The sequence below is a fragment of the Aquibacillus albus genome (assembly GCF_016908325.1).
In the GTDB taxonomy this organism is placed as follows: Bacteria; Bacillota; Bacilli; order Bacillales; family Amphibacillaceae; genus Aquibacillus_A; species Aquibacillus_A albus.
This window is the reverse complement of the sequence record NZ_JAFBDR010000017.1, coordinates 34,409-51,157: the sequence shown is the minus strand read 5'-3', so window position 1 is coordinate 51,157 and position 16,749 is coordinate 34,409. Positions and strand designations below refer to the sequence as shown.

The following is a 16,749-nucleotide window of genomic DNA, read 5'->3' as shown; positions in this document are numbered from 1 at the left end:
CCTAAAGTTCCCATTCTATGACAACCATTTTTCCTTAGACAGCGATCTTAAACTCCATTCCGGTTTTATTGAGTGTTATTATTCCTCATATAAATAAGTCGATCCTTTCCAGACACATCAATCGAATAATCTGTACCATCGGTTGTAACAACGATATCACCAGCTTTTGCTGTAGAATAAATGGTTGCTCCTACCCTTAACAGGTTATCAACAATCGTGCGAACCGGATGACCATAATGATTATCCTTACTATATGATAAAACAGCCATTTCAGGTTTTACTTCTTGCAAAAATTCATAAGAACTAGATGTCGCAGAACCGTGATGGGCTACCTTAAGTATTTCTGATTTGAGATTATGTTGCTGAATCATTCTTAATTCTTGATCGGACTCAACATCTCCCATCAGCAAGAAGTCTATTTCCTTAAAACTTAATAACAGAGCAATTGATGATTGATTATTGGTTTTTAATGGGCGATGGCTGTTTAAAATTTTCACGGATATACCTTCAGCCAACTGACTCGAGTGACCTGTCTTTGCAATCGTGACAGGGATATCCCTTTTATATACCTCCTCTATATAATGGAAGTATGTGGGTGTATAGTATAGTTTACCACTATCTATTATTTTCTTAACGTGAAATTGTTCAATAACAGGAATTAGTCCTCCTAAGTGATCTATATCTGGATGGGTAGAAATCAATATGTCAATGGATTCTACTCCCTCATTTTTGAGGTAATTTACTAATTTCCGACCAGAACTTGGCGGTCCACCATCAATAAGTAATCTTTTGCCATTAGGGAGTTCTACAAAAATACTGTCACCTTGTCCTACATCAATAAAATGCACGTCCATTTTGTTTTCATTATTCAAGGCATTGGTACTATAACATTGATGAAGCGGATAGAAGAAAAATAATAAAAGAAACAAACAGTGACAAACTAAATGCTTCCTCGCCATTTGATACGCTCCTAATTCCCAGCTATTTTTGCTACTCTTTTGATTAACTTTCCCTATTGAGTATTTGCTTATGATACATGTAAAACAATTTTATCTTAGTAATAATTTACAGGTTACGCGCCTAAGAAAAATAGGGCACTTCCCGCCCGGAGCTTTTTTTCTTCTATTCAAATTAAGTGATGTTTAGAAAAACTCGACATTCGTCACGTCCTATAACGAGTGTCGAAGTTTTTCTTATACTTCATTCCTAAAAATTTTTACTACGCCGAATTACTTCTCCGCTAAAATTTTATGCTTTCTTAACGTACAAACAAAAAGAGGCCACAAGTTGTGACCCCTTCCTTAAGCTTTCGTTACACGAATGTCATCTTCTTCTAACTCAACTTTAATTGTATCTATTTCATCTTCTTCTAAAATTAAGTCAGTAATGCCATCCTCCACTTTATCTTGGATAACACGACGTAATGGACGTGCACCAAATCGTGGATCGTAACCTTTATTTGCGAGATATTTTTTCGCTTCATCTGTAATAGTAAGGCTGTATCCTTCTTCGACAAGATTTTCTTCCAATTCTCCAATCATAATGTCAACGATAGCAATAAGATCTTCTTGATTCAGTTCGTTGAACGATATGATTCCGTCAAATCGGTTTAAAAATTCTGGTTTAAAGTAATTGCTGAGAGTTTCCAATGTAGATACAGCTTCGTTATTATCATTGTTAAACCCTACAGTGACATGCTTATCTCCTGTTCCAGCATTACTTGTCATAATAATGACGGTTTCCTTAAAGCTTACCCTTCTTCCATGACTATCTGTTAAATGTCCATCCTCCATAATTTGCAAGAACATATTTTGAACATCTGGATGTGCCTTTTCAATCTCATCCAACAGGATAAGGCTGTAAGGGTTATGACGCACACGTTCTGTTAATTGTCCAGCTTCCTCATGACCCACGTATCCTGGTGGTGAACCAATAATCTTTGAAACGGAGTGTTTCTCCATATATTCACTCATATCTAGCCTAATTAAGGATTCTTTTGTACCAAATAATTCTTCTGCTAGCGCCTTCGTTAATTCTGTTTTTCCAACACCGGTTGGACCAACAAATAAGAAGGATCCAATTGGTCTGTATTTTGATTTAAGACCAGCTCGACTACGACGAATCGCTTTCGCTACCTTTTGTACAGCATTATCTTGACCAATTACTTTTTCTGATAAGTGCTGTGCTAGGTTTTTCATTTTCGCCTGTTCATCTGCCTGAATTTTACGAACTGGAATACCCGTTTTTTCTTCAATAATAAGCTGGATATCTTCCAGTGTTACACTTGCTTTTGGTTCTTCTTTGGATTCCTTTAGCTTTTTTTCTAACTTTAGTTCTTGATGTCTTAAATTGGCTGCACGTTCATAATCTTCTTTTTCAGCTGCTTCTAGTTTTTCTTGACTAATTTCATCTAAACGTTTCTGAATGGATTCCTCATCCGTCTCTGAATTTTGTAAATTCAACTTAGATCCTGCTTCATCGATTAAATCAATTGCTTTATCGGGTAAGAAACGATCATTTAAATAACGATGGGACAGAGTAACTGCTCCCTGGATTGCTTCTTCCGAATACGTAACATTGTGATATGCTTCGTACCTATCCTGGATCCCTTTTAAAATCGATATAGCATCTTCTGTTGAAGGTTCCTTTACCATAATTGGTTGGAAACGACGCTCAAGGGCAGCATCCTTTTCAATTTGACGATATTCCTTCAGTGTTGTTGCACCGACTAATTGTAGTTCTCCCCTTGCAAGTGCAGGTTTCAAGATATTTCCTGCATCCATTTGTGAACCTTCCGCAGTGCCTGCACCAACTAATAAGTGAATTTCATCAACAAATAAGATGACATTTTTTCTCTGTTGTAATTCTGAAACTAGCCGCTTCATTCGCTCTTCAAATTGTCCTCTAACTCCAGTGTTAGCAACTAATGATGCAACATCTAAAAGATAAATTTCTTTATTTAATAGCTTTGATGGTACGTTTCCTTCTGCAATTTTCAAAGCTAATCCTTCCGCTATCGCTGTTTTACCAACTCCAGGCTCACCAATCAAGACTGGGTTGTTTTTATTCCTTCTGTTTAATGTCTCAATTACACGTTTTACTTCTTTTTCACGACCGATTACTGGATCGATTAATCCTGCCTTTGCAGCATGCGTTATGTTTCTTCCTAACTCGTCCAGCAGTCCTCCGCCTTTTCCAGTCGTATCCTTTTGACCGTTTGCGTGGAATCCTGATTGAGACCCCATTCCCTCAAACATTTTTTCGAAATCCATTGGTCCTTGATTAGAAAAGAACCCACTTGGATTTTTGGCGCTATTTTTTATTTCATGAAAACATGTTTCACATACCTGTAATTGTTGTGTTTGATCATTAAATCGAAGGGTTACATTAATATTCGCTTTACGAACTCCACAATGTTGACATTGCATATTCGCATCCTCCTCCAATTATGTTTTAGGTCAGCTTTGACTTTGACTTACTTTGACCTTTCAATTCCCATTATAATTTGACTTTCTTTGACTTTCAAGTATTTTATTTAAAATCATTCTAGAAAGAAAATGATTGTTGTCTTTTTGCTCAACTAATACAGGGATTCCGCTCATACAAAAAGAAAACCTACCAACCATGATTAGTGATCATGAATTGGCAGGTTTTCTTTGTTTAACTCTGTGCTGACAGTTTCAAAAGGTATAAAGATTAAGCCTAAAAAAATCAGAATAATCCAGGCAAGTTCACGTAACACGAACGATTCTCCCCCTATGCCCTTGTTCTCTCTATTTTTTATATTCATTTTAACATAAATCGGACAGAATAATGGATTTTTTTCGTAAATAAGAAATATTACCTGTTTTCTTCCCTTTAGATAGGTCATCCTAAACGTTGTAAAATAGGAATAAATAAAGGGTAAAACCATAAAATTTAACGTTCTTCCGAAAGAAGTCTCCCTCTTCAAGCGTGTGAAGGGCGTATCCCAACGGTAAGGGGGAGATGAATTTCAGTTGGGCGATAGCCCAAAGGATTTTTCTTTTGTCTTTCTTCTAAATACGGTATAATCAGTATTATAAAGTATAAGGACTGATATAACAATGAAATTGGACAGTAATAACCATTCAGTGTTCTTGATGTATTACCATCTTGTGTTAGTCGTGAAGTATCGAAAGAAAGTGATAGATGATACCATTTCAGACTATGCCAAAAATAAATTTATATCTTTGAGTGAAAAATACAATATTACATTGGTCGAATGGAACCACGACATTGACCATGTTCATATTTTGTTCAAAGCACAACCCAACAGTGAATTATCGAAATTCATCAATGCCTATAAAAGTTCCAGTTCAAGACTTATCAAGAAGGATTTTCCTCATGTTCGTAAAAAATTATGGAAAGAAATGTTTTGGTCAAGAAGCTTTTGTTTGTTGACGACTGGCGGTTCACCTATTGAAGTGGTGAAAAAGTATATTGAAAATCAAGGGATAAAGTGAGGTGATTTGATATGACTAAACAAAATAAGGCACATAAGTTTCGATTATATCCAACGGAAGACCAGGCATTAGTGATACGTAAAACCTTTGGCTGTGTTCGCTTTGTCTATAACAAAATGTTATCAGAACGAAAAGAAACGTATGAAAGCCTAAAAGATGATAAAGATGCATTAAAAAAGGTCAAACACCCTACTCCTGCCAAATATAAGAAAGAATGGGAATGGCTAAAAGAAGTGGACTCTTTAGCGTTGGCAAATGCACAATTAAATTTAGATAAGGCATATAAAGCCTTTTTCAGAGGTGATGCTAAGTTTCCGAAATTCAAAAGCAAACGACACAAGCAAAGCTACACAACAAATGTCGTCAATGGAAATATTCAGTTGTTGGATAGTCATATCAAATTACCTAAATTAAAAGTGGTCAAAATAAAGCAACATCGAGCAATTCCTTCAGCGTACAAAATCAAATCTTGTACCCTGTCTATGACTGCATCAGGAAAATACTATATTTCTATTCTTACAGAGTACGAGAAGGTGATTGAAAACAAAGAAATTGAAAAAGTAGTTGGATTAGATTTTGCGATGGATGGGTTGTTTGTCGACAGCGAGGGTGAGAAAGCCAATTATCCTAAGTTTTATCGACAAATGCTTGAGAAATTAGCAGAAGAACACCGTAAACTTTCCCGTAAAAAGAAAGGCTCTTCAAATTGGAATAAACAACGTATTCGAGTAGCTAAAATTCAAGAGAAAGTTGCCAATCAACGCAAGAATTTTCTTCACCATAAATCAAAGGAGTTAGTATCTACCTTTGACGCTGTTGTGATTGAAGATTTAGATATGAAAGGTCTGTCACAAGCTCTAAAGTTTGGCAAAAGTGTCTCCGATAATGGTTGGGGAATGTTCACTTCTTTCTTACAGTACAAACTTAAAGAACAAGGGAAACAACTTGCCAAAATAGATAAATGGTTTCCATCTACTAAAACTTGTTCAAGTTGCGGTTCAGTACAAGAAGTAGCATTATCTGACCGTACATACCAATGTACTTGTGGACTAACACTCGATAGAGACTACAATTCAGCACTCAATATAAAAAGAGAAGGCATTCGCTTATTAGCAACTGCATAAAAAGCGAATATAAACTCTTGGAACAAGAGGGTTAGCTTGGTAAATTTCGTCAGCTACCAAAAGTGGCGATTACCCAAGAAGCCCCCACTTCAAGCAACCCGCAAGGGTGGTAAGTGGTGGGAGTAGTTCACTAACGTTATTCGATACTACGCCATAAAGTCATCGTTGCGTAACTCCGAAAAGGGGACCACTCTCCACTCCATTCAATCATTTCTTGAATCGATGGTTTTCTCTCTAATTGAAATAATTTTTTCAAGGCATTTTGCACACCTATATCTGTGAGTGGAAAGAGATCCTGTCTTCCTAAACCGAATAATAGCCAGCTTTGCGCCGTCCAATTACCTATCCCTCGTATGCTGGTTAACGTTTGAACAATCGTTTGATCAACTGCCTTTGATAAATCCTTTAAATCTAACTCATTATTGACGATTTTCCTTGATGTATCAATAACGTATTCTGCTTTTCTCTGACTAAATTGTAATTGTCTTAATTCATCGTAAGATACATCTGCGACAACCGATGGATTGGGATAAAACCAAACACCTTGCTCCCGTGTTCCATATTTTTCTACAAAACGAGTACTTAATCTGTAAGCAAAACGCATATTTAACTGCTGATGGATAATTGTCTTCATTAACGATCCATATAAGTGAAAATCTTTAACGATTGGTGTACCAGGATAGTTTTTAAAAAGCTGAGCTAGGTTCGTAGTAGAAAAGTGGTTATTTACCTGATCCAATCCTACATCCCATTGAAAGATATCGGTTATTATAAAAAGGAGTTTGTCTTTTACTTCTAGACTATTGCTTGAGATTTCAACGGTAGGCTTTTTTATTGATCCGAAAAATTTAACCTTCACCACATGTTTATCATTTTCTAACTCAACAGGAACATAAATTTCATTACTTTCGACATCGAGTTTTACCAATGGGTCCATTGCTAGTCGTTGCAGCACGTAATTGTAATCATACATCGTTTCTAAACGATATGTTTCCTTCCACATAGAAACACTCCTATCGTCATTTCGTATCATTTTCAAATTTAGATACATCATAGCACTATGGTATAATGTTACTCAATAAAGTTTTTTGGACAGGTGATACAAATGGAAAAGAAGCACTACGCCATTATTGATATAGGTTCAAATACAATGCGCTTGGTCATTTATCTTCAAGAAAAAGCTGGCCGGCTTCGAGAAGTGGAGAATGTAAAAGCTGTTGCTCGCTTACGAAACCATTTAAATGACAATAGCATGTTAACGGATGACGGACTAACGATACTTATAAATACATTGAAAAGCTTTAAGGAAGTAGCTAATACATATGAACTAACTGATTTAATTTGTGTAGCTACAGCCACTATACGGCAAGCCAAAAACCAAGACTCCATCCAGCAAATTGTTGAAGATAAATTAGGCTTACATATCCGTATCTTATCTGAAAAAGAGGAAGCTTTTTATGGTTACTTAGCTGTGGTAAATTCTACTTCAATCAAAGAAGGAATTACGGTCGATATAGGTGGTGGAAGTACTGAAATTACGTATTTCCGCAACCGCAAACTGATTGAATCCCATAGTTTTCCGTTTGGTGCTTTGACTCTGCGGCAGTTTTTTCAAAAAGAGGTGCCGACAGAAAGTGAAAGTCGAAAATTAGTGAACTATCTCCAGGAACAGTTTAACTTATTACCTTGGTTAAAAAACAAAACCATCCCGCTCATTGGCATTGGTGGAAGTGCTCGTAACCTTGTACAGGTTGATCAAAGCTTAAAAAACTACCCCCTTGCAGGTCTTCATCAGTACAAAATGAGTTCGAGTGATATTCACCAAACGCTTAAATACTTATCTCGATTAACAGTGACCGAGTTAAAGAAAGTGGAAGGATTATCTTCCGATCGAGCAGATATTATTATCCCTGCTATTACTGTCTTTCATTGTTTATTTCAAACGATGACGGCTGATAGCTTTATTCTTAGCAGAAAAGGCCTGCGTGAAGGGGTTTTTTATGAACAGCTTTCTAATGATTTTGGATCTATTTTATTCCCGAATGTTCTTGAAGATAGTATCCAGGAACTGATCAATGATTATGATTTAGACCCAAAACAAATACTTCACGTTCAATTTCTTACTCGAAAATTATTTTATGAGTTTAAAGAAAAGGGAATAGGAGCAATAGACCAAGAGGATTGGGTTTATCTTAAACGGGCTAGTTATGTATTCAATTTAGGAAATTATATTGATTCAGAATCAAGTTCACAGCATACCTTTTACCTTCTTGCCAATCGAACCATCGATGGGTTACTTCATCGAGACCGACTCATGTTAGCATTAATTGCATCGTTTAAAAACAAAGCGATTTTCAAACAATATGTAAAGCCCTATAAGAGCTGGTTTACTAAACTAGAAAGGAAAAAATTGCGACTACTTGGTGCATTACTTAAATTTGTTTACTGCATGGATGCTACGAAAAGACAAGTTGTGAAAGACTTCGATTTGGAAATTAAAGATACTTCCATTGAACTAACTATGTATTGTGATCAAGATTGGACTCCAGAAGCTTACCAAGTAGAGAAGCAAAAAAAACATTTAGAAAAAGCAATGCATACTAAAATAAATGTCCACTTTTTAACCATTCATTCCTAGAAGAGGATGTTCAAAAAGAATGGTATATGAGCAAATCATTTAATGAATCTATACAGATTATGTTAACTTCTTTTTTACATTAACTTTATACAACATAAATAATAATTGGGAATAATAAAGAAAAGATATTTTAGCAAATAAGGGTGAAAAAGGATGACGTTAATGAAATTAAAAGAGGGCAGTTTAGATAATCCTCTTTATTATAATAATCGGGAATTAAGCTGGCTCGCATTTAATGAAAGGGTTTTGGATGAAGCATTTGATGAGCGAAATCCATTGTTAGAACGGCTAAAGTTCCTTGGCATCTTCAGTTCAAACTTAGATGAATTTTTCATGGTACGTGTAGCTGGGTTGAAAGATCAAGTAAAAGCTGGCTTCAACAAAACAGATAACAAGTCAGGCCTTACACCGAAACAACAGCTAAAGCAAATTTCTGATCGAAACCATCAGTTAGTTGATAGGCAATACAAAATATACTGTGACCTACAACAGACGTTGAATCAAGAGGGGATATCGATACGATCCATGGAGGATTTGTCAGAAGAGCAAGTCATTAAGCTTGAAAATTATTTTGATGAACATATATTCCCTATTCTCACACCAATGGCGATAGACGCTTATCGCCCATTTCCAATGTTGCTAAATAAGTCAATCAACCTCGCAATTGTACTAGAAGATAAGGTCTTTCTTGAAGAAAAAGCAACAAAAACAGCGATTGTACAAGTACCAGCATTGATTGAACGGTATATTAAAATAAGCCCATACCAATATGTATTACTAGAAGACATTATAAGCCACTTCATCTATAAGCTTTTTGAGGGATATAGTGTTTGTTCAGTTACCGAATTTCGCATTACGAGAAATGCAGATATGACGATTCATGAAGAAGGTGCTCGAGATCTTTTAAAAGAAATTGAAAAAGAATTAAAAAAGAGAAAATGGGGAGCTGCTGTTCGATTAGAAATCCGCAACCGAAAGTACAGTGATTCGATTGTTCAATTTTTATTAGATGTGTTAGAAATTCACGAAAAAGATTTATACATCGTAAACGGCCCACTCGATTTAACGTTCCTCTTTAGTTTTTATGACGAGTTATTGTTTGATAAAGAGCACTTGGCATTCGAAACATTACTACCGCAACCTCCTCAAGATATCGGAAGTGACGAAACCGTATTTGATGCTGCAAAAAAACGAGATATATTTTTACATCATCCTTATGAATCCTTTGAGCCGGTCGTTGACCTTGTTACAGATGCAGCAAGAGATCCAAATGTACTTGCAATTAAACAGACATTATACCGTGTAAGTGGGGACTCGCCTATTATTGAAGGATTAAAAACGGCAGCAGAACTGGGAAAGCAAGTAACGGTATTATTGGAATTAAAGGCTAGATTTGATGAGGAGAATAACGTCCAATGGGCAAAGGAATTAGAAAAATCCGGCTGCCATGTTATTTATGGAATGAACTACTTAAAAACACATAGCAAAATTACTTTAGTAGTCCGGAAAAAGCATGGAAAAATTGAGCGGATCGTCCATTTGGGAACAGGAAATTACAACGATCAAACAGCTGCCTTTTATACAGATATGGGACTTATTACGACGAAAAGAAAATTTGGTATTGACGCAACTAATTTCTTTAACTTCTTGAGCGGTTATACAGAAAAACCATCCTTTCACCATATTTCTATGGCTCCATTTGATATAAAAAGGGATTTTATCCAGTTAATAGATAAAGAAATACACTTTCAGAAACTGTATCAAAATGGACGGATTATAGCAAAAATGAATTCCTTAACTGATAAGGATATTATTAAGAAGTTTTACGAAGCATCTAAGGCGGGAGTTCAAATTGATTTAATTGTTAGAGGAATTTGTTGCCTGCGACCAGGTATTTCAAAAATTAGTGAAAACATACGCGTCATCAGTATTGTCGGAAGGTTACTGGAGCATAGTCGTGTCTATTATTTCCATCATAATGGAGAAGAAAGAATTTTATTGTCCTCTGCCGACTTAATGACGAGAAACATGGGGAAACGGGTGGAGCTACTTTTCCCAATTTATGAAGGAGATATTAAAGTAAGAATAAAGAAGATTTTGTCCGTTATGTTAGAGGATAACGTTAAGGCTAGAGAGCAAAACCGCGAAGGAATATACCACTACATTTTTCCAAATCCCGGAGATGAAATTATCAATAGCCAATTACGTTTATATAATATGGCATATCAGGTACTCGAAGATGAAGAATAAAATGGAGGGTGACCGAATCATGGTCAACCTCCATTTTATTTAAAATACGTATATTGGCTTTGGAATCATATCCTTCATAATTAAGTGATTTAAGCTTTTAAACGTATATCCTTGCTTGCGGAGGTCATCAATCATATGTTCTAATGCTTCTGCGTTATCCTGAGAAACAGTGTGTAATAGCATAATTGCCCCTGGATGTATATGATCCATTACCTGCTGATAAGCTGACTGCCAGCCCTTCTGTTTATCCGTATGCCAATCTACAAAAGCCAACGACCAAAACATATGAATATACCCTAACTCTTGTGTCCATTTGAGTGTTTGTTCGTTAAATGTACCTCTAGGTGGTCGCAAATACAACATTTCTTTTTGTGGCGTGATTTTAGCCACAGCTTCTTCTAAGGAGTCTAATTCTTTCTTTATTTTCTCTTTGGATAGTGTTGTGAAGTCTGGATGGTAATAAGAGTGGTTACCAATAATATGACCTTCTTTTACCATTCGCTTTACTAATTCAGGTTGACTTTCTACATAATGTCCAGTAACAAAAAATGTAGCCGGTACATTTTTATCCTTTAAAACATCGAGCACTTGATTCGTATAGCCCTTTTCATAGCCATTATCAAAGGTTAAATAGACAACTTTATCACCTGATTTATCAACGTAATATCCACCATAATCCTCAAGCATCTGATCATATTTCCCTACATCTGGCTGCTGATGATTTTTATTTTTATTGAATCCCCAACCATAAGCATCTACATTGGTTGCAAACGAAGTCAACATCAAGGTCAATGTTGTAATGATTAGTATAGATAGTTTCCTCATTTTATCACCTTTTTTGCTTATTTTTATTTAAATGAGGTGTATTTATACAAAGACGATGCTTCCTTTATTTACAGGCTTTATCTTTTTTTAGTGTAAAAAAAACAACCGGTATATAGTAGTTACCGGTTAAAGCCCTTTCTATATAAAAGTGACCGAGAGACAACAAACGTGGGGATTTGTCTTCTTTATATTTTATGTGGATAAATCACAATGATGCATTGATATCTCACGGTTTTTACGGTTTTTAAGAAAGTGACAAGCCTTTAGGAACAGGCGATTGCCTAGCCTTTGCTTATACTTAGCTCCTAACCTTCTGTACCAAACTTCCTAACCATTTTATTCTTTATTAACGTGGAAAGAAAGATCATCTTCCATTTTTTCAACCATTTTAATTAATTGGTCAATATCATCTAATGATGTGTCATTCGGATCAAGATTTTCTAATCGTGATAAAAACCCGATTAACTGACTTTTTAATTGTTGAACCCTTTCTTGTGTTTCCATAATCCAACTCCTTACTAAGAGGGGTCTGACCCCGCCTGTGGACATTTGTCCACAGGGCGAGGACAGACCCTTTTTTTTAATTACTTTTTAAGTTAAAGGTGAATGAGACATGATCTTGGATAGGAATCCATGCCCCTATTCCTTGTCTTGTTACATTTTTTACAACGATTTTCTTATTTGAACCTTTTAATTCTAGATATACTTCACCGAATGTTACTTTACCCTTTTCACTCACTGCTGGGGCATAGGCATCTAAATATCCCATTTTTTTAGGAGGGATTCCATAAGAATTATTTTTCTTCGTGCCCTTCCCTACTACTGTGTGAAATGAAAGTGGTAAATCCATATCTTTTTTCGCTTCTAATATCATCATTTTTTTCACTTGATCTGGATTATCAATCTTTGCTGTTAGTCCACCCTTAATATGTTTTTCTTCCGCTTGATTGTAACTCATTGTTTTCTGAGTATCTCCACCAATATTGTTTAGTTGGTTTGAATTTATTTTTTGGTATTCCCAATTTACATTTGTTTCACTGGAATCATAATTCAAAGGCCAATGCCCCATATAAACCATGCCTCGATACCCTATCGCGATTGGAGATGGTCGCAAGGAAGTTTCATTTAGCATTTTAATTAATTCAGGGTTTTCAATCCGAACATCGGATTCTTCCATTAACTCTTCTACAAGCTCACTTGGTTCCAGTACAACTTCATCTTTTGTTGAGTTTGGATACGTATTCTCTTTTGAGATATTTAAAACATGACTAGGAATTTTCCCTTTATCCTCAGCCTCTTTAGGTTTTTCATCTTTAGCGTATGCTGATAAAGGTACAATGACAGTTAATATAGCGATAATCATAATCGATATGATTTTTTTCATCGTCCCAATCCTTTCTTTATTTTTTCTTAGTATTTTCGGGACGATAAAAAGTTATGCAATAACTAGCCAACTTCTAGTGGGTAATCAGAACGCTAAGCTGAAATCTCAATCGTTTCCAAGGTTTCTGTAATTTCTATGCTATTTTCCACCGAGCGAATCATGGAACAGTTTTTCCGTGATACCTCCAAATTTTTATATAGTTTATCGTCATCTAAGCGTTTTCCTTTAATGATAAAATGTAGATGTATCTTTTCAATTTTGTTTGCTTCATCTACGTTCCTGTCAATTTCAGCCTCGACGGTTATGTCTTCCACTTCTATTCTCTGCTTTTCTAAAATTTTACGAAAAACATTCGCACTGCACCCTGCAATCGATGCCACCATTAACTGAAATGGTCGAAACCCAAGCGCCTCATCTCCTGAAATATCAAGCTCTCCAAAAGGAAAAGAAGTTCTAATGCCTGATTCCTTCAAATAAAATCTCATGTTAAGTCGCTCCTTTTTATTGTATTTCTATTATGTTATCCTCATTTAATCATATCTTGCCAATACATTTAAATCATTGACCTTTTTCATGGAACATATTACATTTGAGTTGTTACCTAGTACTTGAATTGGAGCAGTTGCAATGAATTATCGATTTTGGATTCTTATTAGTATTGTGGCAATTTCCGGTTTCTCTCAAGGGATGCTATTGCCACTTATCGCAATTATTTTTGAAAATGATCATATTCCTTCTTCCTTAAACGGGCTAAATGCCACAGCTTTATACTTAGGTATTCTTATTATCTCCCCTTTTATGGAACAACCTCTAAGAAAATATGGTTACAAACCAATTATATTAATTGGCGGGTTGATTGTTATCCTGTCTCTCGCTTTTTTTCCGCTATGGAAATCTTTTTGGTTCTGGTTTTGTTTAAGATTATTTATCGGGATTGGCGATAACGCGTTGCACTTTGCCACCCAGACTTGGATCACTGCGACTTCCCCAGATAAAAAAAGAGGTAGAAATATATCGATCTATGGTTTATCATTTGGTGCTGGTTTCGCAGTAGGACCATTGATGGTTCCATTCGTACATGTTAGCGAATCACTACCATTTATTATTTCCTCCCTCTTATGTTTTGTTGTATGGACACTTATATTTTTTGTTAAAAATGATTTTCCTGAACAGTCTATTCACGTCCATTCATTAAAAGCAACGTTAAAACGCTTTTGGGCTGCATGGAAATATGGTTGGATCGCATTCTTAGCTCCATTATGCTACGGTTTTTTAGAATCCTCACTAAATGGCAGCTTCCCTATTTATGGTTTGCGAATTGGGCTGGAAGTATCCAATGTTTCCATTTTGTTAACAACTTTTGCACTTGGAGGAATCGTATTTCAATTACCATTAGGCGTACTCAGTGATAAATTCGGACGTAGAAAGATACTAATCTTTATCTTTTTCTTTGGATTTTTAAGCTTTTCTGTATCAAGTTTATTTGAGCAAATATTTGTCGCTCTACTTATCAGTATATTTGTTGCAGGAATGCTCGTAGGCTCTTCTTTTTCGCTTGGAATTTCATATATGACGGATTTAATGCCTAAGGATTTGCTACCAACAGGAAATATTATGTGCGGCATTTTCTTCTCACTCGGCAGCTTAGCAGGCCCTTTTATTGGAGGATTATTCATTGAACATTTTCAAGGGGTCAGTTTCTTCCACATCATTAGCACCTTGCTATTATGTTTATTTTTACTGATCTTAAAATTCGGAAAATCAAATTCGGTATCACCTTCAAGGTAATTTTAAAAGCATCGACGTTGTCGATGCTTTTCTTAATTACCTCCATTTTTTCTAATTAAATTGTAGCACACGATTGATCGTGTAGAACTGTCAATATTGTGAATGATTAATCTCAAACTATTACACATTAAATTAATTTTTATAGGAAAAATACATGAGAAAATATTTAGTCAGGAGGAAATTGAAATGGTTACGCATTCTAATATAAATTTAACTTCAGCTGAGATTGGATCATTATGGACTGCTTATCAAAATAATACGTTAGCAACCTGTATATTTGAATATTTTTCAGCTAAGAACGAGGATGTTGATATGGAAACCATATTAAAAATTGCACAATCGACATCTGAAGAACAATTAGCATTCATCACTGAAGTTTTTAAGCAGGAAAGTTTTCCAATACCTGTTGGATTTTCCAAAGAAGAAGACGTATATCCTACTGCTCCACGTATATATGATGATACATTTTATCTAATGTTTTTAAGACAGATGGCCAAGGTTGGAATGGCAACATATAGTGCTGCATTGTCCTTAGCAGTTCGAGAAGACATCGTTAAATTCCTGAATGACTGCTTAATGTTTACTAGTGAGTTATATCAAAAAGCAACAGAGCTTTCGGTACAAAAAGGTATAATGATAAGACCTCCATATATGTCTTATCCTGAAAAAGTAGAATTCATTGAAGATAAGAGTTACTTTAGTGCAAGTTTAAACCCTTTTACAAGTAAAAGACCATTGAATGCGATTGAAATTTCTCACTTGTTTATGAATATGGAAACCAATTTACTCGGTAGTATGCTAACGACAAGCTTTGCACAAATGGCTCATTCAAAAGAGGTTAGAGAATTTATGATAAAAGCACAAGAAATTGCCCAAAAACATATTAATATCTTTAGTAAAACATTAGTGGATAACAATATGCAAGCACCTATGTCATGGAATACAAATATAAAGAATTCAACAACACCCGCATTTTCCGACAAACTAATGATGTTTTTAACAACTTTAATCGGAAATGCTGGAATGGGGAACTATGGTTTGGCGGCGGCAGCGAGTATGCGGATGGACTTAGGGAGTGATTATTTTAGATTAGCATTAGAAGTAGGGAAACTAGGAAAGAGCGGTGCAGATATTATGATTAAAAACGGATGGCTGGAGGAACCTCCTCAGTCAGCTGACCGTAAAAAACTTGCTCAAGAAAAGTAAAAAACTGAGCAAGTTTTTTACTTTTACGGTTCAAACCCTTTTTCTACTGAACAAATCCGATGCTTTCGTTTAATTCACTAAAAAGAAAAGACCAAAATCAAAAATTTGGTCTTTGAAAAATGATGCAGTTAAAGCTTCGGCTCGATTTCATCCCAGTAAGGCATTCCAGGTTGTGCACCAAACTTTGTCACAGATAAACTAGCAGCCTTCACTGCAAAAGCAATCGCCCTATCTTTTGACCAATGTTGTGCCAATCCATATGCCACAGCAGCATTGAACGCATCACCTGCTCCTGTCGTATCCTTTACCTCGCCGAAAGATTCTGCTGGAATATACTTCACTTGATCCTTCTCCCAATAAGCACAGCCTTTTTCCCCTAACGTAACAATTAAATCAGTCGTATGCATGGAATACCAAGACTCAAACGCAGCCTCTATATCCTGTACCTCTTGGTCTAATATAATACCTAATTCGGTTTCATTCGGGGTAATTACGTCAACAAGATCTAATAGCTCATTCGATAAATTAGAAGCCGGTGCTGGATTTAAAATGGTTTTAACCTCATGTTTTTTTGCCAATTCAAGTGCAAATTTGACTGTTTCTAATGGTATTTCTAACTGCAACAAGAGCACCTCTGTGTTTGCAATAACAGACTCTATTTCGCTTAAATATTGTGGAGTACAATACGCATTTGCTCCAGGTATAACAATAATACTGTTATTATTAGGATAGTGAACGATGTTTGCAATACCAGTTGCAACATTTTTTTCAAAACGAACCTGACTAGTATCTAGATCATAGTCGGATAGCCCCTGAACAATTTGTTTGCCAAACACATCATCCCCGACTACTCCAACCATTTGAACATCACCACCAAGCTTTTTTATCCCTACGGCTTGGTTGGCGCCTTTCCCGCCCGGTAAATATGTAACACGATCACCATGAATCGTCTCACCAGGTTTTGGGTAACGGTCTGCAGAAACAATAATATCCATATTTAAACTACCTACAACTACAATACTACTTCCCATGTTATCGCCCCGCATCTTT

Annotated in this window: 14 protein-coding genes; 6 read left to right on the top strand and 8 right to left on the bottom strand. The window is 35.8% G+C overall.

What is annotated here, in order from left to right; translation table 11 throughout:
* Positions 1-65: 65 nt before the first annotated feature.
* Both JOC48_RS14440 and JOC48_RS14435 read right to left on the bottom strand, forming a co-directional pair.
* Positions 66-959, bottom strand: a complete 894-nt coding sequence (locus tag JOC48_RS14440; protein ID WP_204500821.1) for a ComEC/Rec2 family competence protein — start codon at positions 957-959, stop codon at positions 66-68.
* A 342-nt stretch (positions 960-1,301) separates the two neighbouring features.
* Positions 1,302-3,428, bottom strand: a complete 2,127-nt coding sequence (locus JOC48_RS14435; RefSeq protein WP_204500819.1) for an ATP-dependent Clp protease ATP-binding subunit — start codon at positions 3,426-3,428, stop codon at positions 1,302-1,304.
* Between the two features lie 657 nt (positions 3,429-4,085).
* Between JOC48_RS14435 and tnpA the strand changes: the two genes are divergently transcribed.
* Both tnpA and JOC48_RS14425 read left to right on the top strand, forming a co-directional pair.
* Positions 4,086-4,484: an IS200/IS605 family transposase gene (gene tnpA / locus JOC48_RS14430; RefSeq protein WP_204500818.1), complete on the top strand. Its 399-nt coding sequence runs from the start codon at positions 4,086-4,088 to the stop codon at positions 4,482-4,484.
* Positions 4,485-4,495: 11 nt separating this feature from the next.
* A complete protein-coding gene (locus JOC48_RS14425) occupies positions 4,496-5,608 on the top strand; it encodes an RNA-guided endonuclease TnpB family protein (protein ID WP_204500817.1) in 1,113 nt (370 codons plus the stop codon).
* 136 nt (positions 5,609-5,744) lie between these two features.
* On the opposite strand, the gene JOC48_RS14420 is transcribed toward JOC48_RS14425, so the two are convergent.
* Positions 5,745-6,611: a DNA-3-methyladenine glycosylase family protein gene (locus JOC48_RS14420; protein ID WP_204500816.1), complete on the bottom strand. Its 867-nt coding sequence runs from the start codon at positions 6,609-6,611 to the stop codon at positions 5,745-5,747.
* 102 nt (positions 6,612-6,713) lie between these two features.
* Here JOC48_RS14420 and ppx point away from each other — a divergent pair, with 102 nt between their 5' ends.
* Complete coding sequence (ppx, locus tag JOC48_RS14415) at positions 6,714-8,246, top strand: exopolyphosphatase (RefSeq protein ID WP_204500815.1); 1,533 nt, start codon at positions 6,714-6,716, stop codon at positions 8,244-8,246.
* A 162-nt stretch (positions 8,247-8,408) separates the two neighbouring features.
* Complete coding sequence (locus JOC48_RS14410; RefSeq protein WP_204500814.1) at positions 8,409-10,496, top strand: RNA degradosome polyphosphate kinase; 2,088 nt, start codon at positions 8,409-8,411, stop codon at positions 10,494-10,496.
* Positions 10,497-10,535: 39 nt separating this feature from the next.
* On the opposite strand, the gene pdaA is transcribed toward JOC48_RS14410, so the two are convergent.
* The 4 genes from pdaA to JOC48_RS14390 all read right to left on the bottom strand — a co-directional run bounded on the left by pdaA (position 10,536) and on the right by JOC48_RS14390 (position 13,190).
* On the bottom strand, positions 10,536-11,321 hold the full coding sequence (pdaA, locus tag JOC48_RS14405; RefSeq protein ID WP_204500813.1) for a delta-lactam-biosynthetic de-N-acetylase: 786 nt from the start codon (positions 11,319-11,321) through the stop codon (positions 10,536-10,538).
* Between the two features lie 336 nt (positions 11,322-11,657).
* Positions 11,658-11,825 (bottom strand): SE1561 family protein, encoded by a 168-nt coding sequence (locus tag JOC48_RS14400; RefSeq protein ID WP_204500811.1) that lies wholly within the window; start codon positions 11,823-11,825, stop codon positions 11,658-11,660.
* A 76-nt stretch (positions 11,826-11,901) separates the two neighbouring features.
* Positions 11,902-12,705, bottom strand: coding sequence for a YfkD famly protein (locus JOC48_RS14395; RefSeq protein ID WP_204500809.1), 804 nt, complete (start codon positions 12,703-12,705; stop codon positions 11,902-11,904).
* Positions 12,706-12,797: 92 nt separating this feature from the next.
* Positions 12,798-13,190 carry an OsmC family protein gene (locus JOC48_RS14390; RefSeq protein ID WP_204500806.1) on the bottom strand — a complete coding sequence of 131 codons (393 nt, stop codon included), beginning with the start codon at positions 13,188-13,190 and terminating at the stop codon, positions 12,798-12,800.
* Between the two features lie 142 nt (positions 13,191-13,332).
* Between JOC48_RS14390 and JOC48_RS14385 the strand changes: the two genes are divergently transcribed.
* Both JOC48_RS14385 and JOC48_RS14380 read left to right on the top strand, forming a co-directional pair.
* On the top strand, positions 13,333-14,493 hold the full coding sequence (locus JOC48_RS14385; protein ID WP_204500804.1) for an MFS transporter: 1,161 nt from the start codon (positions 13,333-13,335) through the stop codon (positions 14,491-14,493).
* A gap of 186 nt (positions 14,494-14,679) precedes the next feature.
* The gene (locus JOC48_RS14380) at positions 14,680-15,699 is read left to right on the top strand and encodes a DUF3231 family protein (protein ID WP_239584383.1); all 1,020 of its coding nucleotides are present in this window, start codon (positions 14,680-14,682) and stop codon (positions 15,697-15,699) included.
* 128 nt (positions 15,700-15,827) lie between these two features.
* Here JOC48_RS14380 and rbsK read toward each other — a convergent pair whose 3' ends face one another.
* Positions 15,828-16,745 (bottom strand): ribokinase, encoded by a 918-nt coding sequence (rbsK, locus tag JOC48_RS14375; RefSeq protein WP_204500800.1) that lies wholly within the window; start codon positions 16,743-16,745, stop codon positions 15,828-15,830.
* Positions 16,746-16,749 lie beyond the last annotated feature (4 nt).

Coding starts and splice junctions, on each gene's coding strand:
- JOC48_RS14440 (WP_204500821.1), bottom strand. CDS start 959: ATGGCGAGGAAGCATTTAGTTTGTCACTGTTTGTTTCTTTTATTATTT.
- JOC48_RS14435 (WP_204500819.1), bottom strand. CDS start 3,428: ATGCAATGTCAACATTGTGGAGTTCGTAAAGCGAATATTAATGTAACC.
- tnpA (WP_204500818.1), top strand. CDS start 4,086: ATGAAATTGGACAGTAATAACCATTCAGTGTTCTTGATGTATTACCAT.
- JOC48_RS14425 (WP_204500817.1), top strand. CDS start 4,496: ATGACTAAACAAAATAAGGCACATAAGTTTCGATTATATCCAACGGAA.
- JOC48_RS14420 (WP_204500816.1), bottom strand. CDS start 6,611: ATGTGGAAGGAAACATATCGTTTAGAAACGATGTATGATTACAATTAC.
- ppx (WP_204500815.1), top strand. CDS start 6,714: ATGGAAAAGAAGCACTACGCCATTATTGATATAGGTTCAAATACAATG.
- JOC48_RS14410 (WP_204500814.1), top strand. CDS start 8,409: ATGAAATTAAAAGAGGGCAGTTTAGATAATCCTCTTTATTATAATAAT.
- pdaA (WP_204500813.1), bottom strand. CDS start 11,321: ATGAGGAAACTATCTATACTAATCATTACAACATTGACCTTGATGTTG.
- JOC48_RS14400 (WP_204500811.1), bottom strand. CDS start 11,825: ATGGAAACACAAGAAAGGGTTCAACAATTAAAAAGTCAGTTAATCGGG.
- JOC48_RS14395 (WP_204500809.1), bottom strand. CDS start 12,705: ATGAAAAAAATCATATCGATTATGATTATCGCTATATTAACTGTCATT.
- JOC48_RS14390 (WP_204500806.1), bottom strand. CDS start 13,190: ATGAGATTTTATTTGAAGGAATCAGGCATTAGAACTTCTTTTCCTTTT.
- JOC48_RS14385 (WP_204500804.1), top strand. CDS start 13,333: ATGAATTATCGATTTTGGATTCTTATTAGTATTGTGGCAATTTCCGGT.
- JOC48_RS14380 (WP_239584383.1), top strand. CDS start 14,680: ATGGTTACGCATTCTAATATAAATTTAACTTCAGCTGAGATTGGATCA.
- rbsK (WP_204500800.1), bottom strand. CDS start 16,745: ATGCGGGGCGATAACATGGGAAGTAGTATTGTAGTTGTAGGTAGTTTA.